Here is a 25631-nt window from a genome sequence, read left to right on the forward strand (position 1 = left end):
GAGCGTCTCCCGGCCCCATCGAGCACCGTGCGAGCCGCCGGAGGCACCCCCCATGTCCAGCACCGAGTCCGCGAAGCCGTCGAAGCTCCCGCCGTTCGACGCCGCCGACCCCCTCGGCCTCGACGACCTGCTCGGCCCCGACGACCTCGCCATCCGCGACACCGTCCGCACCTGGGCCGCCGACCGGGTCCTGCCGCACATCGCCGAGTGGTACGAGAAGGGCGAGCTGCCCGGCGTCCGGGAGCTGGCCCGGGAGCTGGGCGCGCTCGGGGCGCTGGGCATGTCCCTCGACGGGTACGGCTGCGCCGGGGCCACCGCCGTCCAGTACGGACTCGCCTGCCTGGAGCTGGAGGCGGCCGACTCCGGCATCCGCTCGCTCGTCTCCGTACAGGGTTCACTCGCGATGTACGCCATCCACCGCTTCGGCTCCGAGGAGCAGAAGCAGCGCTGGCTGCCGGGCATGGCGGCGGGCGGGACGATCGGCTGCTTCGGACTGACCGAGCCCGACCACGGCTCCGACCCGGCCGGGATGCGGACGTACGCCAGGCGCGACGGCGAGGACTGGGTGCTCACCGGGCGCAAGATGTGGATCACCAACGGCTCGGTCGCCGGGGTCGCGATCGTCTGGGCGCAGACCGACGAGGGCGACGAGGGCCGGGGCATCCGGGGCTTCGTGGTCCCCACCGACGCCCCCGGCTTCTCGGCGCCGGAGATCCACCACAAGTGGTCGCTGCGCGCCTCGGTCACCAGTGAGCTGGTCATGGACGAGGTGCGGCTGCCCGCCGACGCGGTGCTCCCGCACGCGCGGGGGCTGCGCGGCCCGCTCAGCTGTCTGAGCCACGCGCGCTACGGCATCGTCTGGGGCGCCATGGGCGCGGCGCGGGCCAGCTTCGACGCGGCCCTCGACTACGCGAGGAGCCGGGAACAGTTCGGCCGGCCGATCGGCGGCTTCCAGCTCACCCAGGCCAAGCTGGCGGACATGGCCCTCGAACTGCACAAGGGCATCCTGCTCGCCCACCACCTGGGCGGCCGGATGGACGCGGGACGGCTCCGGCCGGAGCAGGTCAGCTTCGGCAAGCTCAACAACGTGCGGGAGGCGATCGAGATCTGCCGCACCGCGCGGACGATCCTCGGGGCCAACGGGATCTCGCTGGAGTACCCGGTGATGCGGCACGCCACGAATCTGGAGTCGGTGCTCACCTACGAGGGCACCGTGGAGATGCACCAGCTGGTGCTGGGCAAGGCGCTCACCGGTCTCGACGCCTTCCGGTGAGCGGGGCGCGCCGCCGCGCGCGCCGACCGGAGGCGCTGACCGGGACGGTCCGGCGAGCGCCCTGCTCAGCTCTGGTTGAAGAAGCCGTCGGTCTTGGCGCCGGCGGCTTCCCCCGCCACCACCTGGGTGTCGGCGGGGGACAGGAGGAAGACGCGGGTGGCGACCCGGTCGATCGAACCGCGCAGACCGAAGATCAGCCCGGCGGCGAAGTCCACCACGCGCTTGGCGTCGGCGGGGTCCATGGCCGTGAGGTTGACGATCACCGGGACGCCGTCCCGGAACAGTTCACCGATGGCGCGGGCGTCCCGGAAGCTGTCCGGGGTCACCGTGGCGATGCGGCGGTCCTGCTGCTCGGCCGCCTCCGCCGCCACCTGCACCCGGGGGTCGGTGGTCCAGGCCGCCTGGTGGCCGGTGCCGGTCTCCGTGCCCTCGGCGTAATCGTCGTCGTAGTACCGCTCGTCGTTGTCCTCCACGAGGCCCAGCCAGGCACTCGCCTTGCGCACCGATCCCATGGACGCCTCCTCTCACCGCGGTTCTGTGGTGTTCCACATCTCTTTCGTATCCCTATGGTCGTCCATGATGCGGATACCGCGCCAAGTGGATAGTCGCCGCGCAGGTGATTCGTGACGGTACTGGTGCAGAAGATGTGGCGATTCGTCAGGCTTCCACCCAGATAAGGAGGGTTGCAAAAATAAAATATGATCCTCCGTCCGTACGGGTGATGGAGGGGACGTACGGGTGAACGGATCGCTCGGTACGATGCGACGCTCCGGTGCGCGAGCGGCGCGCGCCGGCCGCAACGGCTCTCGGGGGATCGTCGTGTTCGGAATCGTCAGGCCCTGTACGCACCGGCTCTCCGAAGGGCTCCGGACCGAGTGGATGGCCCATCTCTGCGGTCTCTGCCTGGCCCTGAGGGCGGGTCACGGACAATTCGCTCGCGTGGTGACGAACTATGACGGCCTGATCGTCTCGGTCCTGACGGAGGCTCAGACCGGTCCCACCCCGGCCGGGCGCCGGACCGCCGGGCCCTGCCCGCTGCGCGCCCTGCGCACCGCACCGGTCGCCATGGGCGAGGGGGCCAGACTCGCCGCCGCCGTCTCGCTCGTCCTCGCCTCGGCCAAGGTCCGCGACCACGTCGCCGACCGGGACGGGCTGTTGGCCCGCCGCCCGGTCGCCGCCGCCGCCCGCCGGGTGGCCGCCGGATGGGACCGGGCGGGCGCGCGCACCGCGGCCACCCTCGGCTTCGACACCGCCCTCCTGGTCGACGCGGTCGACCGGCAGACCGGGATCGAGTCGCTCGCCGGGCCCGGCACCCCGCTGCTGACGGTCACCGAACCGACCGAGACGGCCACCGCCGCCGCCTTCGCGCACACCGCCCACCTCGCCGGGAAGCCGGGGAACGCCGAGCCGCTCGCGGAGGCCGGACGGCTCTTCGGGCGGCTCGCGCATCTGCTGGACGCCGTGGAGGACCGGGAAGCTGACGCCGCGTCGGGCGCCTGGAACCCGCTCACGGTCACCGGCACCCCGCCGGCCGAGGCGCGCCGCCTCTGCGACGACGCCCTGCACGGCGTACGGCTCGCGCTGCGCGAGGTGGACTTCGCCGACCAGGCGCTGGTCCACGTCCTCCTCGCCCACGAACTGCGCCGCTCGGTCGACCGGGCCTTCGGCACCCCGGCCTGCTCGCATCGGACGGGGCAGGCGCCGCCGGCTCCGGACGGCGCCTACGGGCCGCCCCCCGGCAACCCGTACGCACCGGGCGGTCCGGGCTCCCCGCCGCCTGTGCCGCAGCCGCCCCGCGACCGGCGCGGGCTGATCGCCGGGTGCCTGGTGTGGGCCGGGCTCGCCTGCACCTGCCAGCTGTGCTGCGGGAGCTACGAGGACCCCTGGAGCCGGGAGCGGCGCGACGCGCCGTGCCAGGACTGCGGCGACTGCTGCGAGGCGTGCGACTGCTGCGGCCAGTGCGGTGACGGCTGCTGCTGTTGCGGGGACTCCTGCGGCTGCGACTGCTGAGAACCGTCCGCCGCCCCGCCCGCGCCGCGCTGACGTCGGGTCAGCCCAGCTCGGGCGGTGAGATCCGGGAGGTCTCGATCGCGGAAGCGGTGGTGCCCCACTTCTTCAGGATGCGGTCGTAGGTCCCGTCCTTCTTCAGCCGGTTGACGGCGGCCTGGAAGGCCGGGGCCAGCGGCGTGCCCTTCGTGAAGGCGAAGCCCACGTCGAGCCGCTGGAACTCGTTGAGGAAGCGCAGCCCCTTCTGCCGGCTCACCGCGTAACGCAGCCCGTTGATGGTGGACATCACCACGTCGCTGCGGTTCTGCTCCAGCGAGAGCCAGATCGCCGCCGGGTCGGCGTAGGTCGCGATCTCGTAGGGCTTCTCGCCCGCCTCGGCGCACCGGGGCAGGTTCTCCTGGAGCGTCACCTCGAAGGTGGTGCCGGCCCCGGTGCCGATGGTCAGGCCGCACAGCTGGGTGAGGTCGGTGATCTTCTTCAGGCCGCTGTCCTCGCGGACCGCGAAGCCCTGGCCGTCGTTGATGTAGGTCACGAAGTCGATGGTTTCGCGGCGTTCGTCGGTGACGCCGAAGTTCCCCGTGCCGAGGTCGTACTTGCCGCTGCCGAGTGCGGGCAGGATCGCTTCGAAGGACGCCACCTCGCGCTTCAGTCTCAGGCCCAGCACCCGTGCGGCGGCGTCCGCGAAGTCGATGTCCGCGCCGGACACCGTGGAGCCGTCCTCCTCGTAGAACGCCCCGGGCGGGGAGCCGACGGAGGTGGCGATCCGCAGGGTGCCCGACGCACGGACCCGGGCGGGCAGCAGCTTCGCCGCGGCCTCGTCCTTCGCCACCCCGGAGACCACGTCCGTCGTCGGGGTCCCGCCCCGGGCCGCGCCCTGGCCGGCGCCCGTCCCGTCCGCCGGGTCGGCGCAGGAGGTCAGCGTCAGCGCTGCGGCGGTGATCAGAGCGAACAGGGCGGTATGCCTAAATCGGCGCATGGCGGAGTCTCTCCGGGGGTCGTCAGGAAAGGCCGGCCGCCCCGGGCCGCGGCCGAGTGGAGGCGCGGCGGCACGAAGGGGCGGCGGAAAGGCGCGGCGGTACGACGGGAGGTTCAGCGGTACGAGGGGAGGGCGACGCGGTGTGGCGCGGGTGAAGTCACGCGGGGAGGGAGGCTCGAACGCCTCGAAGAGCGGCGTGAGCGGGAAGAACCGGACAGCAGGGGGTCAGCTCAACAGGAGGAGGACCACACGCGACCGAAGTCGATGTGGGAGCGGGTGACCAGCCACTGCTGTGGACGCATGCGCCAAGTGGAGCAGGCATCCGGTTGTGCGTCAACCACGGTGAGACGTACGGCTCATAGTGTGGACAGGCTTGACAGCGCCCGGTGTCCACGGGTTGTCTCGAGGGCGGACCGGCGCTGAGGGGCCCGGTCCGTGTGTGGCTTCAGGTGTGAAGGTACGCCCCGTGTTCGAGCTGAGCATCCACGGAGCTTCCGCATGCCCCCGCAGGCCGTATCGCTGCCCCCTTCCTCCGCACCCTCCTCTCCGCCGCCGGTCGACGACGCCGCGGTGCCGCGCATCGTTCCGGTCCGCAGGACGGGCCGCTGGAGCGCGGCCGTAGCCGTCCTCGTCCTGCTCGCCCTCGCGCTGAACTCGGTGCTGCGCAACGACGCCTTCCAGTGGGACGTCGTCGTCTCCTACTTCGCCACCGCCTCCGTGCTGCGCGGCCTCTGGCTCACCCTCTGGCTCACCGCGGTGGTCATGGTGCTCGGCTTCGCGCTCGGCGCGCTCCTCGCCGTGCTCCGCCTCTCCGGAAACCCGGTTCTCCAGGCGGTGAGCTGGGGCTACGTCTGGCTCTTCCGCTCCACGCCGATCCTGGTCCAGCTGCTGTTCTGGTTCAACATCGGCGCGCTCTACCCGCGTGTCCTCGGAGTCGACACCGTCAGCCTGCTCGGCCCGGTCACCATCGCCGTCATCGGGCTGACCCTGCACGAGGCCGCCTACGCCGCCGAGGTGGTGCGCGGCGGCATCCTCTCCGTCGAGCGCGGGCAGGTGGAGGCCGCCCAGTCGCTGGGACTCGGCCCCTGGCGGCGCTTCCGGCGCATCGTGCTGCCGCAGGCCATGCGCTCGATCGTGCCGCCCGCCGGGAACATGCTGATCGGCACGCTCAAGGGCACTTCCATCGTCAGCGTCATCGCCGTGCAGGACCTGCTGTACTCCGTCCAGCTCGTCTACCACCGCACCTACCAGGTCATCCCGCTGCTCCTGGTCGCCACCCTCTGGTACGCGCTCGTCACCACGCTGCTCAGCATCGGCCAGCGCCACGTGGAGCGGTACTACGCGCGCGGCACGGCGGGTGCGCGATGAGTGCCACGGCCACCCTCGTGGTGATCGGCGGCGGCCCGCGCGGCACCGGGATCATCGAGCGCATCGCCGCCAACGCCGTCGAGCTGTACGGGAACCAGCCCCTGGAGATCCACCTGGTCGACCCCCATCCGGCGGGCGGCGGGCGGATCTGGCGGCCGGACCAGTCGCCGCTGCTGTGGATGAACTCCATGGCCCAGGACGTCACCATGTTCACCGACGAGACGGTCGAGATGGCCGGGCCCGTGGCGCCCGGCCCGGCCCTGGACGTCTGGGCCGACGACGTCCGGGCGGGCCGCGTCACCCCGGACGCCGACCCCGCCGTGCTGGCCGAGATACGCGGGCTGAGCGGCCAGGACTTCCCCAGCCGACGGCTCCAGAGCGCCTATCTGCGCTGGACCCACCAGCGGGCCGTCGCCGCCCTGCCGCCCGGCGTCACCGTGCACGAGCACCGCACCACCGCCCTCCGCGTCACCGGACCGCGCGACGGCCGCCAGCGCGTCCGGCTCCACGGCCGCGCCGCACCCCTCCTCGCCGACCTCGTCGTCCTGACCGTCGGCCACCTCGACTCCGAACAGGGCCCCGAACAGCGCGCGTTGGGCGACTTCGCACGGCGGCACGGGCTGGTCCACCTGCCCCCGGACTTCACCGCGGACAGCGACCTGGACGCCCTGGGGCCGGGGGAGCCCGTCATCGTCCGGGGCTTCGGGCTCGCCTTCGTCGACCTGATGGTCCTGCTCACCGAGGGCCGCGGCGGACGCCACGAGAACGGGGTCTACGTCCCCTCGGGCCGCGAACCCGTGCTGTACGTCGGATCACGGCGCGGGGTCCCGTACCACGCGAAGATCGGCTACGGCTGGACCGGCGAGCGTCCGCCGCTGCCCCGCCACGTGGACCGGGCCTGGGCCGACCGGCTGCTGGAGGCCGCCGGGCCGCTCGACTTCCGGCGCGACGTGTGGCCCGCGATAGCCAGGGAGCTGGGCCACGCGCACTACCACCGGCTCTTCACCGCCCACCCCGAGCGCACCGCGCTCGCCCACGAGGTCTTCGCCGAGAGGTACGCCGCCGCGGACCCGGACAGCCCCGAACTGGCCGCCCTCGTCGCCGAGGCCGTCCCCGACCCCGCCGACCGGCTCGACCTCGACGCGCTGGACCGGCCGCTCGACGGCGTCCGCCACGCATCGCCCGCATCCCTCCAGGAAGCCCTGCGCTCCTACATCAGCGCCGACCTGGCCCGCCGTCACGACCCGGAACACAGCCAGGACCTCGCGGTGTTCCTGGGGCTGCTCTCGGTCTACGGGCAGCTGATCCGGCTCGGTGACATCGGCGGCCGGTGGCACGGCTTCTTCAGCTACCTCGCCTCGGGGCCGCCCGGCCCCCGGCTCGAACAGCTCCTCGCGCTCTCCCGTGCCGGGGTCGTCCGCTTCCTCGGGGCGGGCCTCACCGTGGAGGCCGACGAGGACCACGGCGTCTTCCGGGCCGCCACCACCACCCTCCCCGGGGTGCGCACCGAGGCCCGCGCCCTCGTCGAGGCCCGGCTGCCCGACCCCTCGCTGCGGCACACCGCCAGCGCTCTGCTGCGCACCCTGTACGAGCACGGGGCGGCCGTCACCGAGGACGGGCTGCTCGCCGTGGACCCGGCCGACAGCCGCGTCCTGGACCGGGAAGGCCGCCCGCACCCGCGCCGCTTCGCGCTCGGTCCCTTCACCACCGCCCGCAGCAGCGGGGCGTTCACCCGGCCCCGTACCGGCGGACCCGCCTTCCGGCAGAACGACGCCGCCGCGCGCGCCGCGCTCGCGTTCCTGCGCGACCTCTCCTGTCACGACGGCCGCCTCGCCTCCTGAGCCCGCCGCGCCCGGACCCCGCACCCCCCTCCCGTACCACCCCCATCCCCGCTCCCAAGGACCTCGCCTCATGTCGCTGACCAGTGATCCACCCATCGGCCCACCCGCCGGACCCGCACCCGGTCCACCCGAAGCGACGAAGGGCGGCGCGCCCGGGACGGACCACGGCGAGCTGACCGTCGTCCCCCTGCGCCACCCCTGGCGCTGGGTCGCCGTCGCGGCGACGGCCGTCCTGCTCGCCCAGTTCGTCAACGGGCTGATCACCAACCCGGGCTGGGAATGGGACGTCTTCGCACGGTTCTTCACCGCGCCCACCATCCTGGAGGCCGTCTGGATCACCCTCCAACTGACCTTCTACGGAACGGCGATCGGCTTCGCCCTCGGGATCGTCCTGGCCTTCATGCGGCTCTCCGCGAGCGTGTTCCTGCGCTCGGTCGCCTACGGCTACATCTGGGCGTTCCGTTCGATCCCGCTCATCGTGCAGCTGCTGTTCTGGTTCAACCTGGCCTATCTGTACGAGGACCTGACCTTCGGCATCCCGTTCGGGCCGGGCTTCTTCGCCTTCGGCACGATGAACCTGGTGGGCGCGATGAGCGCCGCCGTCCTCGGCCTCGCCCTGCACCAGGCGGCGTACGCGGCGGAGATCGTACGAGGCGGTGTACTGGCCGTCGGCAGCGGCCAGTTGGAGGCGGCCGCCGCCCTCGGCATCCCCCGGCTGCGGCAGCTGCGGCGGATCGTCCTTCCCCAGGCCATGCGCTCGATCCTGCCCAACGCCGCCAACGAGATCATCTCGCTCTTCAAGGGCACCTCGATCGTCTCCGTCATGGCGATCGGCGAACTCTTCTACCAGGTACAGGTCGTCTACGGCCGCAACGGCCGGGTGGTGCCGCTGCTGATGGTCGCCACCGTCTGGTACATCCTCCTCACCACCGTGCTCTCCGTCCTCCAGCACTACGTCGAACGTCACTACGCCAAGGGGGCCGTGCGATGAGCGCACCCAGCGACGCCATGGTCGAGATCCGCTCCGTGCACAAGTCGTTCGGCTCCCTGGAGGTGCTGCGCGGGATCGACCTGTCCGTCGGGCCCGGCGAGGTCACCGTCATCCTCGGCCCCTCCGGATCCGGCAAGTCCACCCTGCTGCGCACCATCAACCACCTGGAGAAGGTCGACCAGGGCTGGATCAGCGTGGACGGCGCCCTCGTGGGCTACCGCAGGGACGGCGACAAGCTCTACGAACTCCGCGAACGCGAGGTGCTCCGCCAGCGCACCAGGATCGGGTTCGTCTTCCAGAACTTCAACCTCTTCCCGCACCTCACGGTCCTGGAGAACATCATCGAGGCCCCGGTCTCGGCGCTGCGCCGCCCCCGCAAGGAGGCCGTGGCGGCGGCCGGGAAGCTGCTCGACCGGGTCGGCCTCGCCGACAAGGCGGCGGCCTACCCCGGGCATCTCTCCGGCGGCCAGCAGCAGCGCGTGGCGATCGCGCGCGCCCTGGCCCTGGAGCCCCGGCTGCTGCTCTTCGACGAGCCGACCTCCGCCCTCGACCCCGAACTCGTCGGGGAGGTCCTCGACGTCATCAAGGATCTCGCCCAGGGCGGCACCACGATGATCGTCGTCACCCACGAGATCGGTTTCGCCCGCGAGGTCGCCGACACCGTCGTCTTCATGGACGAGGGCCGTGTCGTCGAACAGGGCCCGCCCGCCGAGGTACTCGACCGCCCGGCCCAGGAACGCACCCGCGCGTTCCTCTCCAAGGTTCTGTGACCCTCTCCCTTCCCCGCTTCCCTCACCCCCTCTCTCCCTCTGCCATGTCCTCTCCCTCTTCCAAGGAGCCCGTCCGTGTCCGTCCGCCGCACCATCCCCCTCGCCCTCGCCGCTCTCACCGCCACCGGTCTGCTCTCCGCCTGCGGCGGCTCCGGCCCCGACGCCGACCTGGCGGCCCCCAGGGGCGAGCGGGACACGGGGGTCAACATCGGCCCCGACCAGGACCGCATCAGAGGGAAGAAGGACCCGGCCGCCGCCGGTCTCCTCCCCGAGGCGGTCCGCGAGCGCGGCACCCTGCGGATCGGGGCCAGTGCCGACGCCTCGCCGCCACTCGGCTTCTACGCCACCGACGACCGGACCCGCATCGGCTCCGAGATCGACATCGCCACCCTCGTCGCCGACACCCTGGGGCTGAAGCCGCGGTTCGAGGAGGTCTCCTGGGAGAACCTCTTCGTCGGTCTGGACAGCTCCAAGTTCGACGCCGTCCTGTCCAACGTCACGGTGACCGAGGAGCGCAAGGAGAAGTACGACTTCGCCACCTACCGGCTCGACAACATCGCCTTCGAGGCCGGGAAGGGCTCCGGCTGGAAGGTGAAGGAGCCCGCCGACGTCGCCGGGAAGAAGATCTCGGTCTCCTCCGGCACCAACCAGGAGAGGATCCTCCTCGACTGGAGCGAGGAGAACGTCCGGGCCGGACGCGAGCCCGTGGACATCACGTACTTCCAGAAGGACACCGACTACTACCTGGCCCTCCAGTCCGGCCGGATCGACGCCCACCTCGGCCCGAGCCCCACCGCCGCCTACCACGTCGCCACGGCCGGCCGGTCGGAGATCGTCGGCCGGCTCTCCGGAGCGGGCGGCGGCCTTCAGGGCAAGATCGCCGCCACCACCAAGAAGGACAGCGGTCTGGTGAAGGCGTACGCCGCCGCGATCGACCACATCATCCAGGACGGTTCGTACGCCGAGGTGCTCCGGCGCTGGGGGCTGGGCAGCGAGGCCGTGCAGAAGTCGGAGATCAACCCGCCCGGTCTGCCCAGGACCGAGAACTGACCCCCGGGGCTCGGAGCACCGTCGTGGCCGCGTTCCGTCCGGCCCGGCCATGACGCCTCCGTGAGGCCCCCGCCCGACCGCCGATCCGAGAGGTCCCGCCATGTCCGCCCGTACCCCCCTCCACCTGGCCGCCGAGATCGGTGGCACTCCGCACTACGACGCCGGGCACTACCTCCGCCTCGCCCGGCTCGCCGAGGACGGCGCACTCGACTACGTCACCCTCGACGACTCCTTCGCCCGCCCCGGGCTCGACGCGCTCGCCGTCCTCGCCCGGATCGCCCCGGCCACCGACCGCGTCGGTCTCGTCCCGACCGTCACCACCACCCACACCGAGCCCTTCCACGTCTCCTCGGCCGTGGCCACCCTGGACTGGGTGAGCCGGGGCCGCGCGGGCTGGCGGGCCGACGTCTCCACCACCGGGGCGGAGGCCCGGCTCTTCGGCAGACGCCCGGCAGCCCCGCCCGCCGAACTGTGGCGGGAGGCCGGGGAGGTGGCCGACGTGTCCGCGCGGCTGTGGGACAGCTGGGAGGACGACGCCGAGATCCGGGACGCCGCCACCGGCCGCTTCATCGACCGGGACAAGCTGCACTACGTCGACTTCGAGGGCACCGCCTTCACCGTCCGGGGCCCGGCGATCGTGCCGCGCCCGCCGCAGGGCCGCCCCGTCACCGTCATCGACGCCACCACCGGGCCGGCCCGCGAAGCGGCCGCCCGGCACGCCGACGTCGTCCACATCCGGGCCACCACCCCCGAGGCGGCGGCCGCCGTCCGCGAGGAGATCCGCGACCGCGCCGCCGCCCACGGGCGCGCCCCCGGAGCGCCGCTGGTCCTGATCGCCCTCACCGTCGACCTGGGCGACGCCGAGAGCGCCCCGGAAAGCGGACCGGTGCGCGGACCCCGGCTCGCCGGGGGCGGCACCTACTTCCGGGGCGGCCCCGTCGACCTGGCCGACCTCATCGCCCGCTGGCACCACGGGGGCGCGGCCGACGGCTTCCACCTCACGCCCATCACCCCCGAGCGCGACCTCGAAAGGATCGTCAACGGCACCGTGGCCCTCCTCCAGCACCGCAGTCTCTTCCGCACCTTCCATCCCGGCGGCACCCTGCGCGAACACCTCGGCCTGGCCCGCCCGGCCAGCCGGTACGCCACCGCCAAGACGGCCGCCGAGGAGGCCTGACCGTGCCTCGCCCCCTGCACCTCGCCGCCCACTTCCCCGGCGTCAACAACACCACCGTCTGGGCCGACCCCCGCTCGCGCAGCCAGATCGACTTCTCCTCCTTCGACGAGCTCGCCCGGACGGCCGAGCGCGGGAAGTTCGACTTCTTCTTCCTCGCCGAGGGGCTGCGACTGCGCGAGCAGGGCGGCCGCATCCACGATCTCGACGTGGTCGGCAGGCCCGAGTCGCTGACCGTGCTGAACGCGCTGGCCGCCGTCACCGAACGGCTCGGTCTGGCCGCCACCGTCAACGCCACCTTCAACGAGCCCTACGAACTGGCCCGCCGCCTCGCCACCCTCGACCACCTCAGCGCGGGCCGGGCGGCCTGGAACGTGGTGACCTCGTCCGACGCCTTCACCGGCGAGAACTTCCGCCGCGGCGGCTATCTGGACCGGGCCGACCGCTATGAAAGGGCCGCCGAATTCGTCTCCACCGCACGGCAGTTGTGGGACTCGTGGACGCCGGACGGCATCCCGCGGCCGTTCTCGCACGAGGGGCCGCAGTTCACGGTCTCCGGAGAGTTCACCGTGCCGCGCTCCCCGCAGGGCCACCCGGTCGTCATCCAGGCCGGGGACTCGCCCGAGGGCCGGGAGTTCGCCGCCTCGGCCGCCGACGTCGTCTTCACCCGGCACGGCACGCTGGAGGCGGGCCAGGACTTCTACGCCGACGTCAAGGGACGGCTCGCCGCGTACGGCCGGGAACCCGACAGCCTCAAGATCATGCCCGGCGTCACCGTGGTCGTCGGCGACACCGACGCCGAGGCCCGGGAGCGGGCGCACGAGATCCGTTCCCAGCAGGTCTCCCCGCAGACCGCGATCCTCACCGCCGAACAGGTCTGGGGCACCGACCTCTCCGCGTACGACCCCGACGGGCCGCTCCCGGGCATCGACCCGGTCCTCGACTCCGGTCTGGTCCAGGGCCGGGTCCGGCACGCCGACCCCGTCGCGGTGATCGCCCGCTGGCGGGCCGTCTCCGCGGCCAAGGGGCTCTCGCTGCGGCAGACCGTCATCGAGACCACCACCCGGCAGTCCTTCATCGGCTCGCCCCGGACTGTCGCCGCCGACCTGACCTCGTTCGTCGACGGACGGGCGGCCGACGGCTTCATCCTCGTCCCCCACCTCACCCCGGGCGGTCTGGACGACGTCGTCGACCGGGTCGTCCCGCTCCTCCAGGAGAGCGGGGCCTTCCGCTCCGAATACACCGGCTCCACGCTGCGCTCGCACCTCGGCCTGCCCGAGCCGGTATGGAAAGGTTGACCGCATGAGCACGGACGCACAGCAGCAGGAGCGAGGCGGCGGACCGGACGCCGCCCAGGAGTGGCGGCGCTGGCACGAGGGGCGCGTCGCCGCCGTCGCCGCCCCCTACGGCCCGCTCTCCCTGACCGGAACCCACTGGCTCTCCGACTACCCGGAAGGGCGACTTCCGGCCGTCCCGGGCCACTGGCGCGAGGACGGCGAGGCGGTGGTCCTCACGGCCGCCCCGCAGGACGGCGTCGCCGTCGACGGCACGCCGCTGACCGGCGAGGTCCGGCTCGGCGCGGACCGCGGCCCCATCGACGACTCCCGGCTGACGGCGGGGAAGCGGCGGCTGGTGGTGCTGCGCCGCGAAGGGCTCTGGGCGGTACGGGACTTCGACCCGGACGCACCGGCCCGGCACGCCTTCTCGACCATCGAGGCCACCCCGTACGACCCCCGCTGGAGGGTGCCCGGGACCTTCCGTCCGTACGGCGACGACCGGACCGTACGGGTGGCCAACGCCGACGGGGTGGAGCGGGGACTCGGGCTCGGCGGGGAGCTCGCCTTCACCGTGGACGGGCAGCAGCACACGCTCCAGGTGGCGGTCGAACCGGACGGTTCGCTGTGGGCCGTCTTCGCCGACGCCACCAGCGGGAACGGCAGCTACCGCTTCCGTTTCCTGCGCCCCGGAGCGCCGGACGGGGAGGGCCGCGTCGAGGTCGACCTCAACCGGGCGCTGCTGCCGCCGTGCGCCTTCGCCGATCACTTCATCTGTCCCTTCCCGCCCCCGGGGAACACGCTCACCGCCGCGGTCGCGGCGGGGGAGCGCAACCGCGTCGACACCTGACCCCGAAGGACGCCCGTCCGGCCCCGGCAGCCCCACGGCTCCCGGGGCCGGATACCCAGGGGGCCCGCGTGGCCGAAAGGCATGCTTGCGTCTGCCGCGCGGCCGCCTCGATACTCCGGGCAGCGATTGTCAGGGGCACGGCAATTCCGGAATCCGGGCAGGCCCCCGACTGCGCCTCACGGGCCCGCCACCCCACAGGAGGGCCCCCGATTCCCCTCGGAGGAACCCGAAGTGAGGATCAAGCGCACCAACGACCGCTCCAACCGAGCGAGACGCGTCCGTACCATGGCCGTCCTCGCGGGGCTCGCCGCCGTCGCGGCCATGGCCATCCCCACCGCGAACGCCGAAGCCCCCCGTACGTTCAGTGCCACCCAGTTGAGCGCGGCGAGCGACGCCGTGCTCGGCGCCGACATCGCGGGCACCGCCTGGAACATCGACCCGCAGACCAAGCGCCTCCTGGTCACCGTGGACTCCACGGTCGGCCAGGCCGAGATCGACCGGATCAAGAAGGCGGCCGGAGCCAACGCCTCCGCCCTCACGATCGAGCGCACCCCCGGGAAGTTCAACAAGCTGATCTCCGGCGGCGACGCGATCTACTCCGCCACCGGACGCTGCTCCCTCGGCTTCAACGTCCGCAGCGGCTCGACCTACTACTTCCTGACCGCCGGTCACTGCACCAACGGGACGGGCACCTGGTACGCCAACTCCGCCCGCACCACCGTGCTCGGGTCGACCTCCGGGTCCAGCTTCCCGAACAACGACTACGGCATCGTGCGCTACTCGAACACCAGCATCCCCAAGGACGGCACGGTCGGCGGCCAGGACATCACCAGCGCCGCCAACGCCACCGTCGGGATGGCCGTCACCCGCCGCGGCTCCACCACCGGCACCCGCAGCGGATCGGTCACCGGCCTCAACGCCACCGTCAACTACGGGGGCGGCGACGTCGTCTACGGCATGATCCGCACCAACGTGTGCGCCGAGCCGGGCGACTCCGGCGGCCCCCTCTACTCCGGCACCCGGGCGATCGGTCTCACCTCCGGCGGCAGCGGCAACTGCTCCTCCGGCGGAACGACCTTCTTCCAGCCGGTCACCGAGGCGCTGAGCGCGTACGGCGTGAGCGTGTACTGACGGGCGCGCCGGGCCACGCCCGGAGCCGTGTCCGCACCCCCCGAGCCCCCGTCCGGAACTCCGGACGGGGGCTCCCGCTCGCCGGGCGGCTCTTGAGAGGATGACGCCACGACGGTCCGTCCGGACGGGGTGACGGGGGCGAACGGATCCCTGGCGCGCGTCCCGCGGCAGCAGGGGGTAGCAGGTCCGTGAACCGCATCGGAGTCACCGGTCACCGCGCCATCCCCGCCGCGGCCGAGGCCCATGTCCTCGCCGGGCTGCGGGCCGAGCTGTGCGGCCCGGACGGCGCGACACACGTGCTCTCCAGCCTGGCGGCCGGGGCCGATCAGCTCTTCGCCCGCCTGGCCCTGGCCTGCGGCGCGGAGCTGACGGCGGTGATCCCCAGCGGCGACTACGAGGCCTGCTTCGACAACCCCGCCGACCTGGCCCGCTACCGGGAGCTCCGAGCGCAGGCCGCCCAGGAGGTCCGGCTGGACTTCGCGCACTCCACGGACGAGGCCTACTACGCGGCGGGCGCCTACATCGCCGACCACTGCGACCTGCTGCTGGCCGTCTGGGACGGCCGCCCGGCCCGGGGCCTCGGCGGGACCGGCGACATCGTCACCTACGCCCGCGCGCGGGGCCGCCCGGTCACCGTCATCTGGCGCGACGGAGTGCTGCGCGGCTGAGCCCGCGTCAGGGCTCCCGGCTCAGACGCGGTGTCTGACCAGCCAGTCCGTGTGCTCGGGGGAGACGATCCGCTCGGTCTCGAAGACCGCCGCGGGCCACTGCCGCTCGGTCAGGGTGGTCTCCATCGCCGCCTGCATCGACTCCAGATCCTGCTCCACCAGGGAGTGCGCGGAGACCAGCGGATGGTGGCGGCGCGTCTCGTTCCAGGCGAGGCAGGCGGCGGCGGCCGCGGACAGCACCCCGGTCAGCCCGAAGGACCGCCCCGCCCCGAAGGTCTGGAGCACGCTGAGCGCCAGCGCCGGGAGCGTCAGCGCGACCACGGCCCCCGACCACAGCAGCGCCCCGCGGCGCGATTCCTGCTGACGTCTTCGATACCAGCGCCGCTGTTCGATGAGCCGGTCCCGTACGTATGTTTCCTTGCGGACGGTGTAAGCCTTGTTCCGTAACTCCCGCATGGATTCCGTGATGAGGCCGCCGGAATCCGTCAGCTCTTCGCGCGGATCCCGCCAGCCCACTTTCCGCAGTTCCTGGAGACCTTCTTCCAGGCGATTGGCGAACAGTGCCTCGGGGTGTCCGGACGAGCTGTCGAAGGGCGAACCGTGGACCGCGTAACGCCAGCAGTTGGACTTGATGAACTCGGCCGCCGAGCGATTCAGTTGCCAGTGCGACTTTGCTTTGCGGCGGGAAGCGAGGAAGGTCGCGATCAGGACACCCGCGTACGCCAACACCGCTGCGCAGTCCAGGAGTTGGACCGAGCCCCCGATCCGGACCTGCCACGGCAGGGCCGCGGGGAGCGCCCCGAGGGCGAGCAGTGCCAGCTGTCCGCGCGTGGTGTTCACCGCCTCCCGTCGGCGGGACATGGCGACGGCGTCCGTGTGGTGGAACAAGGCGGGCAGGTCGGCGTTCCTGAAGACCATGCTCTGAAGGGGTTCAGGAATCGCCGCCATGATCGCTCCTTTGTCCCGAGAGGGGCCCGCGGGTGTACCGCGGGCCTTTTCCTGATGCCGGAATGGAGAATTCCGATCCATTCGGAGCAGTGCCGCGTTCACCGGGGGTCGCGCCCGCGCGCTATGAGTTGCGCAGTGAGGCCACGAGGGTAAAGTCGTGCCGCCGGACACTGCAATGGCGCAGCTGCCGGTCCCCCTTCCATGTCCGGAACGAACCCCTCAAGGACGGCCGTGAAGACCTACGAATCCTCTCCCTCCTTCGCTGTTGCGAAGACGAGTCGGGTGCCCCTCGCGAAGATCGAGGCCTCGGACGCCGCCGCAGCGCAGAAGCTCGGGCGGGTGTTCGTATCGACGGCCGGCCGTTCCGTGCGGACCGCCACCTTCAACTCGGCGCTCTGAGCCGGGCACCAGCCGGTATGACGTGATGTCAGCCGCTGGATAGACTGACGGAATGACAGGACCCGTGGTCCCGTTCCGTGAAATCGTTCTGAAGGTGCACAGCAGGTGCGATCTCGCCTGCGACCACTGCTATGTCTACGAACACGCGGATCAGAGCTGGCGAACCAGGCCCAAGGTCATCTCCGACCACGTCGTTCGGCGGACCGCTCAGCGTCTCGCTGAGCACGCCAGGACTCACGCACTGCCCTCCGTGACAGTGATCCTGCACGGAGGGGAGCCTCTGCTCGCCGGTCCCGCGCGACTGCGGACCGTCTGCGAGGAGTTCGGCTCCGCGCTCGCGGGCGTCGCCGACCTGGATCTGCGCATCCACACCAACGGCCTCCAGCTCAGCCCGCGTTATCTGGACCTCTTCGACGAGTTCGGCCTCCGCGTCGGCATCTCGCTGGACGGCGACAAGGCCGCCAACGACCGCCACCGCCGCTTCGCCGACGGGCGCAGCAGCCACCCCCAGGTCCTGCGTGCGGTCCACCTGCTCGGCCAGGAGCGCTACCGCCATCTCAACCTCGGCCTCCTGTGCACCATCGACATCCGGAACGACCCGGTCGCGGTCCTGGACGCCCTGACCGACCTGGAACCGCCCCTGGTCGACTTCCTCCTCCCGCACGCCACCTGGGACCAACCGCCGCCCCGCCCGGACGGCTCGCCCGCCGCGTACGCCACCTGGCTCCTCGCGGTCTTCGACCGCTGGCAGGAGCAGGGACGGCCGGTCCCGGTCCGCCTCTTCTCCTCGGTGCTCTCCACCCTCGGCGGCGGCCCCAGCCTCACCGAGTCCCTGGGCCTGGCCCCCACCGACCTCGTCGTCGTCGAGACGGACGGCCAGCTGGAACAGGCCGACTCGCTCAAGAGCGCCTACGAGGGGGCCGCCGCCACCGGCTTCGACGTCTTCACGCACTCCTTCGACGAGGTCGCCGCCCACCCCGGCGTCCGGGCCCGCCAACAGGGCCTCGCCGGGGTCAGCGACACCTGCCGCCGATGCCCCGTCGTACGTTCGTGCGGCGGCGGGCTCTACACCCACCGCTACCACCCGGCCAACGGCTTCGACAACCCCTCGGTCTACTGCGCCGACCTGGAGGCGCTCGTCCGGGGCGTCCAGCAGCGCACCGGGTCGGCCACCGTCTCCCCGACCCTCGGCGATCCGGCGGAACTGGCCGCCGCCCAGCGGGATCTGACCCGCACGCTGCTCGCCCGGCTGCACGCCGACCTCGACGGCCGCGCGGGCCGCGCGTGGGACGAGGCGTGGGCGCTCGCCGCCGCGATCGAGGCCGGTGAGGCGGGCGCCGCCGCCCTGGACGAGGTGCTGGCCCACCCCTACGCCCGCACCTGGCTGCTGGACGTCCTCGAAGGGCTGCGCGCCGGGCGCCCTGGGGCCGCCGAAGGGGCGCTGCGGCTGAACGCCCACCTCGCCGCGGCCGCCGTCCGGGCCGGCCTCGGCCCGGACGTCGCCGTCCCGTACCGCGCCGGACGTCTCGTCCTGCCCACCCTCGGTGAACTGCGGGTCGACGGCCCGGGGGAGAGCGGCCGCGTCTCGGTGCGCGCCACCGGCGACGGGTTCGAGGTCCGGGGCGAGGACGGCGGCCGCCGCGCGGTCGTGCTGGACGGCCGGGACGCCCCCGGCTGGCGCCCGCTCCGCCGCCTCGCGGCCTCCGGCGCGCCCGCCTTCCGGCTCGACGACCTCGACCCGTACCGCGACTGCTTCACCGCCCCCGCCGCACCCCGCCTGACGCCCGCCGCCGCCGACCGCTGGGCCGCGGCCCTGGCCGAGGCGTGGACGCTGCTGGCGGAGGCCGCCCCGGAGCAGGCCGCTGCCGCGGCCACCGGGCTGACCACGCTGACCCCCCTCCTCGCCCCGGCACCCGGCGGAGCGGGGCGCGCCGCGGAGCGGCCGTACGGCTACGGGGCGCTCGGCCTGCCGGTGACCCGGGACGCGCGGGAGCTGGCGTACGCCGTGCTGCGGGGCCACCGGCGTACCGTCCTGCGGGCCCTGCTCGACGTCACCGACCTCTACGCGGCGGACGGGAGCTGGACGCACCGCTCGCCCTGGTCCGGGCGGGAGGTGCCGTTCTCCCGGCTGCTCGCCGACACCCATGAGCGCGTGGGGCTCGCCGCCCTGGACCCCCGCCGGCTCCAGGGTGTGCCCGAGGCGCTCGACCTCCTCGAAGGGGCGGCCGAGCCGACGGTGGACGGGCTGCGGCTGCTGGACCTGCTGCGCAAGGAGACCAGCGGGAGCGCCCACCGGGGGAGCGGCGCGGTACACACGGGGACAAGCGGGAGCAAGCACCCCGGGGCTGCTTTCGATCACGAAAGTCTCTGACGGAACCTGGGTATGAATGACTGGAAAGCGGCGTTGAATGACTGAACGCCAGGGGGGTGGAACAAGGTCCATTCCGGAATGATGAATCCGCTCGCATTCGTGACCGGCCTTGGGTGCGGGTGCTCACACAGGACGGGGGTCGTGTGCACGCATCGACGCAGCAGCGAGCGGCGGACCATCGGCCGTACTTCTTTCTGAGTTACGCCCACACGCCGGGATACGGCGGCGGCACGGACCCCGATATGTGGGTCGAGCGGCTTTTCCAGGATCTCTGCGGCCATGTGCTGGCCATGACCGACCTGCCCGCGGGCGCCCCCGCCGGATTCATGGACCGGGAGATACGCTCCGGCGAAGGCTGGTCGGAACGGCTCGGCGACGTCCTCGCCACCTGCCGGGTCTTCGTCCCGCTGTTCTCGCCGCGCTATTTCGCGAGCGAGATGTGCGGCAAGGAGTGGTACGCCTTCGAGCAGCGGGCCATCCACCACCGGGCCCGCTCCAACCAGCCGGCCGAGGCCATCGTCCCCGCCCTCTGGGTGCCCGTCCCGCCCAGCCAGCTCCCGGGCTCCGCCGAGCGGTTACAGTTCAACCACCGGGATTTCGGGGAGCGTTACGTCAGCGACGGCCTCTACGGGCTGATCAAGCTCAGACTCTTCGCCCAGGAGTACGAACGGGCCGTCTACGAACTGGCCAAACGCATCGTCAGCGTCGCCGACGCGGTCCGCATCGACAGCGGCCGCCCCGTCGACTACCGCCTCGCCCCCAGCGCCTTCGGCTCCCCCAGCAGCGGGGTCGGCGCTCCCCGGCCGATGCGGATCACCATCGCCGCCCCCACCCGCCACGACCTGCCCGAGGGGCGCGACGCCGACTACTACGGCGACCACCCGCAGGACTGGAACCCCTACCACCCCGACGCCGCCCGCCCGCTGGCCTACGTGGCCGAGGAGCTGGTGCGCTCGCTCAACTACCAGGCACGGATCACCTCGTTCGACGAGGAGCCCGGCCGGCCCGAGGGCAAGGGGCCGCCCAGCACCCCGGAGATCCTCATCGTCGACCGCTGGGCCCTCCAGGACGAGGACCGCCGTCGCAGACTCGCCGCCTTCGACGCCGGGAACCGCGCCTGGGTGACCGTGGTCGTGCCCTGGAGCCGCGATGACCACCAGAGCCGGGCCGCGGAGGCCGAACTGACCGCGCGCCTCGAAGCGACCATGCCCGCCAAGATGCGCCACGGCCGGACCTTCTGCCGGGCCGCCGCCCGGGGCGTCCCCAGCATGGAGGCCTTCGGGCAGATCCTGCCCCAGGTCGTCGAGGTGGCCGCCCAGCAGTATCTGAAGCACGCGACGGCCTACCCGCCGGGCACCGGCGGTACACCCGGCGAACGGACCCGGCTCACCGGCCCCATGGGCGCCACCGGCCGCACACCCGGTCCGCACGACGTACGGGGTCTCTCAGCGACGGAAGCGGAGGACATATGAGTACCGGCCGTGACGGACGCATCGTCACCTTCTACTCGTACAAGGGCGGTACCGGGCGCACCATGGCCCTCGCCAACACCGCCTGGATCCTCGCCGCCAACGGCAAGCGGGTGCTGGCCGTCGACTGGGACCTGGAAGCCCCCGGGCTCCACCGCTTCTTCCACCCGTTCCTCGACCCCGCCACCCTCGGGGCCACCACCGGCGTCATCGACCTGATCACCGAGTACGCCTGGGCGACGATCAGCCCCGCCGAGCGCGCCGACGACTGGCACCGCGACTACGCCCGTATCCAGCCGCACGCCGTGTCGCTGACCCCGGAGACCCTCGGCTGGGAGTTCCCCCGGGGCGGCACCCTCGACTTCGTCTCCGCCGGACGGCAGAACCGCGAGTACTCCGCGACCGTCTCCACCTTCGACTGGGACAACTTCTACGACCGCCTCGGCGGCGGCCGCTTCTTCGACGCGCTGCGCGAGGACATGAAGGCCAATTACGACTACGTCCTCATCGACAGCCGCACCGGCCTCAGCGACATCGCCGACATCTGCACCGTCCACCTCCCGGACGTCCTCGTCGACTGCTTCACCCTCAGCGACCAGTCCATCGACGGCGCCGCCTCCGTCGCCCGCCAGATCGCCGAGCGCTACACCGGCCGCCCCATCGCCATCTACCCCGTCCCCATGCGCATCGACGAGGGCGAGAAGGAGAAGGCCGACGCCGGACGGGCCCTGGCCCGGCTCAGGTTCGACCGGCTGCCCCGCGACCTGTCCGCCGACGAACTCACCGCCTACTGGGGCGCCGTGGAGATCCCCTACCGCCCCTACTACGCCTACGAGGAGACGCTCGCCACCTTCGGCGACGAGTCCGGGCTGACCAACTCCCTCCTCTCCGCCTTCGAACGGCTCACCGCGGTCATCACCGACCGCGAGATCACCTCGATGCCCCCGGTCGGCGAGGAGGTGCGCCTGCGCATCCGGGACGCCTTCACCCGGCGCAGGCCCGCCCTCCCCGCCGACCTCTTCCTCAGCTACGTGGCCGAGAACCGGATGTGGGCCGACTGGATCGAGTCCGTCCTGACCCGGGCCGGCTTCCGGGTCGTCCCGCGCGACGTCTCCGCCGACCGCAGGCCCGGGGACGCCCCCGGCCCGGCCGGTGAGAACGCCGCCCGCACGCTGGTGCTGCTCTCCGCCGCCTACCTCACGTCGCAGCACGGCGTGGAGCTGTGGGAACGGGTGGTCGCCGACGACCCGGGCGGCGGCCGCCGCCGACTGCTGCCCCTGCGGGTCGGTGACGTACGCCTGAGCGCCCCCTACATCGACCGCAACCCGGTCGACCTCTTCCGCCTCGACGAGGTGCACGCCACCACGGCCCTGCTGCGCGCCCTGGACCGGCCGGTGCAGCTGACCGACGGGGTCGCCCCCGGGCCCCGGTTCCCCGGCACCGTACCGAGGATCTGGAACGCGCCGCCCCGCAACCCCGGCTTCACCGGCCGCTCCCTCGTCCTGGAGCGGATGCGCGACCAGCTCGGCGGCGGTCTGGCCGTCGTCCTGCCCCAGCCGCAGACCCTGTACGGACTCGGCGGCGTCGGCAAGACCCAGGTGGCGCTGGAGTACGTGCACCGCTTCATGGCCGACTACGACCTGGTGTGGTGGATATCGTCCGAGCAGCCCGACGACGTCGTCGCCTCCCTCGCCGAACTCGCCGTGCGGCTCGGTGCCCAGGGCGGCGAGGACATGGCGGCCGCCTCGCGGGAGGCCGTCGACCTGCTGCGGCGCGGGGTGCCCTCGGACCGCTGGCTGCTGGTCTTCGACAACGCGGACGACCCCGAACAGCTGCGCCGCTACTTCCCGCAGAGCGGCTCCGGCCACATCCTGGTGACCTCCCGCAACCAGAGCTGGTCCCAGCACGGGGACGCGCTGCCGGTGGACGTCTTCCTCCGCGAGGAGTCCGTCGAGCACCTGCGGCGCCGGGCCCCGGGGCTCAGCGACGAGGACGCCGACCAGGTCGCCGAGGCCGTGGGCGACCTGCCGCTCGCCGTGGAACAGGCGGCGGCCTGGATCGCGGAGACCGCCACCCCCATCGACACCTACCTCGAACAGCTCGCCCAGCAGGCCACCCAGGTCCTCGCGCTCAACCAGCCCCCGGGCTACCCGGAGCCGGTCGCCGCCACCTGGAACATCTCCATCACCCGGCTCGCCGAGCGCTCACCCGCCGCCGTGCGGCTGCTCCAGCTCTGCGCCTTCTTCGCCCCCGAGCCCATCTCCGCCAACCTCCTCTACAGCAAGGAGATGATCGAGGCGCTGAAGCCGTACGACTCCTCGCTCCAGGAGAAGCTGGTGCTGGGCCGGGTCATCCGGGAGATCGGCCGGTTCGCCCTCGCCAAGGTCGACCAGGTCTCCAACTCCATCCAGGTGCACCGGCTGGTCCAGGCGGTGATCAAGGCACAGCTCGGCGAGGAGGAGCAGCGCGAGGCCCGGCACGTCGTCCACCGCATCCTGGCCGGGGCCCGGCCCGACGACGACGAGCCGATCGACAACCCGGAGACCTGGCCGCGCTTCGCGACGATCTGGCCGCACCTCGGCCCCTCCGACGCCCGTAACTGCAAGGAGCCGGAGACCCGTCGGCTGCTGATCGACCGGGTCCGCTACCTGTGGAAGCGCGGCGACATCCGGACCGCGGGCCTCCTCGGCGAGGAGCTGCGCGAGATCTGGCAGGAGACGCTGGGGGAGCGGGACCTGCAATACCTCTACCTCTGCTTCCACCTCTCCAACATCCTGCGCACCCGCGGGCGTTACGTGGAGGCGAGGGAGCTGGACGAGTTCACGCTCCAGCGGCAGCGCGAGGTGCTGGGCCCGGAACACCCGCACACCTACATGACCACCAGCAGTCTCGCCATCGACCTCGGGCTGCTCGGGGAGTACACCCGGGCGATCGAGATGGCCACCGAGGCCCACGAGGGGTTCGGCCAGATCTTCCACGACTCCCACCCCCGCACCCTGGCCGCCGCCAACAACCTGGCCCTGAACCTGCGCAGCGTCGGCCAGTACGCCCGCGCCCGCGAGATCGACCAGGACGTCTACGACCTGCGCTCCCAGGTGCTCGGCCCGGAGCACCCCTACAGCCTGTCCTCCGCGATGAACCTGGCCCGCGATCTGCGCGAGGTCGGGCGCTACGAGGACTCCGTGGGGCTGCTCAGCCGGGCCTACGACAGCTGCAAGCGGACCCTGGGGCGCAGCTTCCCCACCACCCTGAGCGCCGCCAAGAGCCTGGCGGTGTCGCTGCGCCGGGCCGGGCGGCTGGAGGACGCGCACCGGCTGACCGTCGCCACCCGCGCCCGCTACCGGGCCAAGGACAGCACCGCCAACCCCGACTCGCTGGCCTGCGACCTCAACCTGGCCGCCGACCTGTTCGCGGCGGGCGAGCCGGCCCAGGCCCGGGAGACCGCTCGGGAGGTCGTCGAGCAGTACCGGAAGGTGCCGGGGGAGAACCACCCCTCCACCCTGGCCGCCTGGAACAACCTGGGCATCTACCTCTCCGGCGCGGGGGAGGCGGAGGAGGCGGAGCGGGTGCACCGCCGGGTGGTCGACGCGATGCGGGGCATCTTCGGCCACGACCACCCCCACACCCTGTTCTGCGTCATGAACCTGGCCAACACCACCGCCGAACTGGGCGGTCTCGACATCGTCCTGCAAACCGAGCGCACGGTCTCGGGCCGGCTCAAGGAGGCCCTCGGCGCCCATCACCCGGAGACGCTGGCGATGACCTCGAACATCGCGGTCACGCTGGACGCCATGGGGCGCGAGGACGAGGCCCTGCACCTGCGGGCGGAGCTGGTCGCCGAGCTGGCCCGGCAGCTGGGCGACGACCATCCGCTGACCCGGACGGCGCGGGACGAGCGGAGGTTCCAGCGCGAACTGGAGCCGCTGGCGGTGTGACCGGGGCTACGGGCCCGGCCGCCGCGCCGGGCCCGTACGCGAGCGGGCCGCGCCGGGTGCGTGTGCGAGGGGCCCCGGGCGGTGCTTCCGCGGCGTTCCCGGCCGTGCGTCAGAGCGGTACGGCGGAGGGCAGCGGCCGGTCCGGTCCGGCCCGGTCGTGCAGCAGCCAGTCGAGGACCCGGGGGAGTACGGCGAACGCGTCGAAGTGCGCGGCCGCCGGTTCCAGTACGGCGGTGGCGCCCGGGATCTGCCCGGCCAGCCAGCGGGAGTGGCCGACCGGTGAGAACACGTCCTTCTCCCCGTGCCAGAGCAGCACCCGCCCGCTGATCCGGGACGGCTCGAACCCCCAGGGGGTGCAGAAGGCGATGGCGTCGTCGATCCAGCCGTACGCCGACGTGCGCAGCCCCTCGCTGTAGTTGCGCAGCAGCATCGACCGGATGCCCGCGTCGTTGACCACCACCCGGTCGGAGTCGGTCAGCTCCCGGCGCAGGTCGTCCAGGAGCTTCGCCGGGTCCCGCCGGATCTGTGCCGACCGGACGATGAAGGACTCCGCGAGCCCTTCCGGGTCGGCGGCCGCCGTGGAGTACGCGTCGACGTTGGAGGTGGCCATCCCGTCGAACCAGTCGAGCCCCGCCGCGTCCCAGGGGGCGAGCGGGACCAGGGCGGCGGTCCGGGTGACCCGTTCGGGCATCAGCGCCGCGCAGGCCAGCGCGTGCGGGGCCCCGCCGGAGCGGCCCACGACGGCGAACCGCTCCAGGCCCAGCGAGTCGGCGATCGCCCGGACGTCCTCGACGACATCGCTGACCCGGCGGCCCTCGTGCCGGTCCGAATCGCCGTACCCCGGACGGTCGTAGGTGATCAGCTGGGTGCGGCGCTGGTAGAGGACCATGCCGCGAGGAGCGGGCCCGAGCCTGCTGCCCGGGGTCCCGTGGAGCAGGAAGACCGGCCGGCCCCGCGGATCGCCCAGCCGCTCCACCATCAGATGCCGCCCGTCCGCCGCGCGCACCCGATCGCGCACCCGCGCCTCCTCAGATCGGTCCCCCGGCCGGTCCGGACACGGTGTGCCCGGCGTGTGCCGCCGTTTCGATGATGACCCATCAGAGGCGTTACGGGCACTGTCCGGCGGTGGGAACCGT

At 72.6% G+C, this 25631-nt stretch carries 20 protein-coding genes; 16 read left to right on the plus strand and 4 right to left on the minus strand.

Annotated elements, in window-relative coordinates; genetic code table 11:
* Positions 1-52: 52 nt before the first annotated feature.
* A complete protein-coding gene (locus ACIRRU_RS16575) occupies positions 53-1273 on the plus strand; it encodes an acyl-CoA dehydrogenase family protein (RefSeq protein ID WP_403680830.1) in 1221 nt (406 codons plus the stop codon).
* 65 nt (positions 1274-1338) lie between these two features.
* Here ACIRRU_RS16575 and ACIRRU_RS16580 read toward each other — a convergent pair whose 3' ends face one another.
* Complete coding sequence (locus ACIRRU_RS16580) at positions 1339-1785, minus strand: cell division protein SepF (RefSeq protein ID WP_363204693.1); 447 nt, start codon at positions 1783-1785, stop codon at positions 1339-1341.
* 307 nt (positions 1786-2092) lie between these two features.
* On the opposite strand from ACIRRU_RS16580, the gene ACIRRU_RS16585 reads away from it, so the two are divergent.
* A complete protein-coding gene (locus ACIRRU_RS16585) occupies positions 2093-3283 on the plus strand; it encodes a DUF5685 family protein (RefSeq protein ID WP_403680833.1) in 1191 nt (396 codons plus the stop codon).
* Between the two features lie 40 nt (positions 3284-3323).
* On the opposite strand, the gene ACIRRU_RS16590 is transcribed toward ACIRRU_RS16585, so the two are convergent.
* Positions 3324-4256: an ABC transporter substrate-binding protein gene (locus tag ACIRRU_RS16590; protein WP_403680836.1), complete on the minus strand. Its 933-nt coding sequence runs from the start codon at positions 4254-4256 to the stop codon at positions 3324-3326.
* A 498-nt stretch (positions 4257-4754) separates the two neighbouring features.
* Between ACIRRU_RS16590 and ACIRRU_RS16595 the strand changes: the two genes are divergently transcribed.
* From ACIRRU_RS16595 to ACIRRU_RS16640, 10 genes are all read left to right on the plus strand, one after another.
* Positions 4755-5624: an amino acid ABC transporter permease gene (locus ACIRRU_RS16595; RefSeq protein ID WP_403680839.1), complete on the plus strand. Its 870-nt coding sequence runs from the start codon at positions 4755-4757 to the stop codon at positions 5622-5624.
* Positions 5621-7465, plus strand: a complete 1845-nt coding sequence (locus tag ACIRRU_RS16600; protein ID WP_403680842.1) for an FAD/NAD(P)-binding protein — start codon at positions 5621-5623, stop codon at positions 7463-7465. Before ACIRRU_RS16595 ends, ACIRRU_RS16600 begins: the two co-directional genes overlap by 4 nt.
* Positions 7466-7535: 70 nt before the next feature.
* The gene (locus tag ACIRRU_RS16605) at positions 7536-8456 is read left to right on the plus strand and encodes an amino acid ABC transporter permease (protein WP_403680843.1); all 921 of its coding nucleotides are present in this window, start codon (positions 7536-7538) and stop codon (positions 8454-8456) included.
* A 17-nt stretch (positions 8457-8473) separates the two neighbouring features.
* Positions 8474-9226, plus strand: coding sequence for an amino acid ABC transporter ATP-binding protein (locus tag ACIRRU_RS16610; protein ID WP_403681240.1), 753 nt, complete (start codon positions 8474-8476; stop codon positions 9224-9226).
* Between the two features lie 75 nt (positions 9227-9301).
* Positions 9302-10276 carry an ABC transporter substrate-binding protein gene (locus ACIRRU_RS16615; RefSeq protein WP_403680846.1) on the plus strand — a complete coding sequence of 325 codons (975 nt, stop codon included), beginning with the start codon at positions 9302-9304 and terminating at the stop codon, positions 10274-10276.
* A gap of 100 nt (positions 10277-10376) precedes the next feature.
* The gene (locus tag ACIRRU_RS16620) at positions 10377-11453 is read left to right on the plus strand and encodes an LLM class flavin-dependent oxidoreductase (protein ID WP_403680848.1); all 1077 of its coding nucleotides are present in this window, start codon (positions 10377-10379) and stop codon (positions 11451-11453) included.
* A 2-nt stretch (positions 11454-11455) separates the two neighbouring features.
* Positions 11456-12748: an NtaA/DmoA family FMN-dependent monooxygenase gene (locus ACIRRU_RS16625; protein ID WP_403680851.1), complete on the plus strand. Its 1293-nt coding sequence runs from the start codon at positions 11456-11458 to the stop codon at positions 12746-12748.
* 4 nt (positions 12749-12752) lie between these two features.
* On the plus strand, positions 12753-13574 hold the full coding sequence (locus ACIRRU_RS16630) for a DUF1684 domain-containing protein (protein WP_403680853.1): 822 nt from the start codon (positions 12753-12755) through the stop codon (positions 13572-13574).
* Positions 13575-13805: 231 nt separating this feature from the next.
* Complete coding sequence (locus tag ACIRRU_RS16635) at positions 13806-14705, plus strand: S1 family peptidase (RefSeq protein WP_403680856.1); 900 nt, start codon at positions 13806-13808, stop codon at positions 14703-14705.
* A 188-nt stretch (positions 14706-14893) separates the two neighbouring features.
* The gene (locus tag ACIRRU_RS16640) at positions 14894-15373 is read left to right on the plus strand and encodes a hypothetical protein (RefSeq protein WP_403680858.1); all 480 of its coding nucleotides are present in this window, start codon (positions 14894-14896) and stop codon (positions 15371-15373) included.
* A gap of 21 nt (positions 15374-15394) precedes the next feature.
* Here the strand turns inward: ACIRRU_RS16640 and ACIRRU_RS16645 are convergent, their stop codons facing one another.
* Positions 15395-16321 (minus strand): DUF4231 domain-containing protein, encoded by a 927-nt coding sequence (locus ACIRRU_RS16645; protein ID WP_403680860.1) that lies wholly within the window; start codon positions 16319-16321, stop codon positions 15395-15397.
* A gap of 231 nt (positions 16322-16552) precedes the next feature.
* On the opposite strand from ACIRRU_RS16645, the gene fxsA reads away from it, so the two are divergent.
* The 4 genes from fxsA (at position 16553) to fxsT (ending at position 24495) form a co-directional block, all read left to right on the plus strand.
* Entirely contained in the window at positions 16553-16720 is a 168-nt protein-coding gene (gene fxsA, locus ACIRRU_RS16650; RefSeq protein WP_403680863.1) for an FxSxx-COOH cyclophane-containing RiPP peptide, read from the plus strand.
* Positions 16721-16772: 52 nt separating this feature from the next.
* Positions 16773-19091, plus strand: a complete 2319-nt coding sequence (gene fxsBH, locus ACIRRU_RS16655) for a radical SAM/SPASM protein FxsBH, inactivated beta-hydroxylase extension form (RefSeq protein ID WP_403680865.1) — start codon at positions 16773-16775, stop codon at positions 19089-19091.
* Between the two features lie 143 nt (positions 19092-19234).
* The gene (gene fsxC / locus ACIRRU_RS16660) at positions 19235-20563 is read left to right on the plus strand and encodes an FxsC protein (RefSeq protein WP_403680867.1); all 1329 of its coding nucleotides are present in this window, start codon (positions 19235-19237) and stop codon (positions 20561-20563) included.
* Positions 20560-24495: an FxSxx-COOH system tetratricopeptide repeat protein gene (gene fxsT, locus ACIRRU_RS16665; RefSeq protein ID WP_403680870.1), complete on the plus strand. Its 3936-nt coding sequence runs from the start codon at positions 20560-20562 to the stop codon at positions 24493-24495. Before fsxC ends, fxsT begins: the two co-directional genes overlap by 4 nt.
* Before the next feature lie 109 nt (positions 24496-24604).
* On the opposite strand, the gene ACIRRU_RS16670 is transcribed toward fxsT, so the two are convergent.
* A complete protein-coding gene (locus ACIRRU_RS16670) occupies positions 24605-25513 on the minus strand; it encodes an alpha/beta fold hydrolase (protein WP_403680872.1) in 909 nt (302 codons plus the stop codon).
* Between the last annotated feature and the right edge of the window lie 118 nt (positions 25514-25631).

The organism is Streptomyces sp. NPDC101181, from assembly GCF_044767975.1.
In the GTDB taxonomy this organism is placed as follows: domain Bacteria; phylum Actinomycetota; class Actinomycetes; order Streptomycetales; family Streptomycetaceae; genus Streptomyces.

What these genes read in the sequence shown, in the direction of transcription:
- ACIRRU_RS16600 (WP_403680842.1), top strand. Translation starts at nt 5,621, where the DNA reads ATGAGTGCCACGGCCACCCTCGTGGTGATCGGCGGCGGCCCGCGCGGC.
- fxsBH (WP_403680865.1), top strand. Translation starts at nt 16,773, where the DNA reads ATGACAGGACCCGTGGTCCCGTTCCGTGAAATCGTTCTGAAGGTGCAC.
- ACIRRU_RS16645 (WP_403680860.1), bottom strand. Translation starts at nt 16,321, where the DNA reads ATGGCGGCGATTCCTGAACCCCTTCAGAGCATGGTCTTCAGGAACGCC.
- ACIRRU_RS16595 (WP_403680839.1), top strand. Translation starts at nt 4,755, where the DNA reads ATGCCCCCGCAGGCCGTATCGCTGCCCCCTTCCTCCGCACCCTCCTCT.
- ACIRRU_RS16610 (WP_403681240.1), top strand. Translation starts at nt 8,474, where the DNA reads ATGGTCGAGATCCGCTCCGTGCACAAGTCGTTCGGCTCCCTGGAGGTG.
- ACIRRU_RS16590 (WP_403680836.1), bottom strand. Translation starts at nt 4,256, where the DNA reads ATGCGCCGATTTAGGCATACCGCCCTGTTCGCTCTGATCACCGCCGCA.
- ACIRRU_RS16580 (WP_363204693.1), bottom strand. Translation starts at nt 1,785, where the DNA reads ATGGGATCGGTGCGCAAGGCGAGTGCCTGGCTGGGCCTCGTGGAGGAC.
- ACIRRU_RS16605 (WP_403680843.1), top strand. Translation starts at nt 7,536, where the DNA reads ATGTCGCTGACCAGTGATCCACCCATCGGCCCACCCGCCGGACCCGCA.
- ACIRRU_RS16575 (WP_403680830.1), top strand. Translation starts at nt 53, where the DNA reads ATGTCCAGCACCGAGTCCGCGAAGCCGTCGAAGCTCCCGCCGTTCGAC.
- fxsT (WP_403680870.1), top strand. Translation starts at nt 20,560, where the DNA reads ATGAGTACCGGCCGTGACGGACGCATCGTCACCTTCTACTCGTACAAG.
- ACIRRU_RS16630 (WP_403680853.1), top strand. Translation starts at nt 12,753, where the DNA reads ATGAGCACGGACGCACAGCAGCAGGAGCGAGGCGGCGGACCGGACGCC.
- ACIRRU_RS16620 (WP_403680848.1), top strand. Translation starts at nt 10,377, where the DNA reads ATGTCCGCCCGTACCCCCCTCCACCTGGCCGCCGAGATCGGTGGCACT.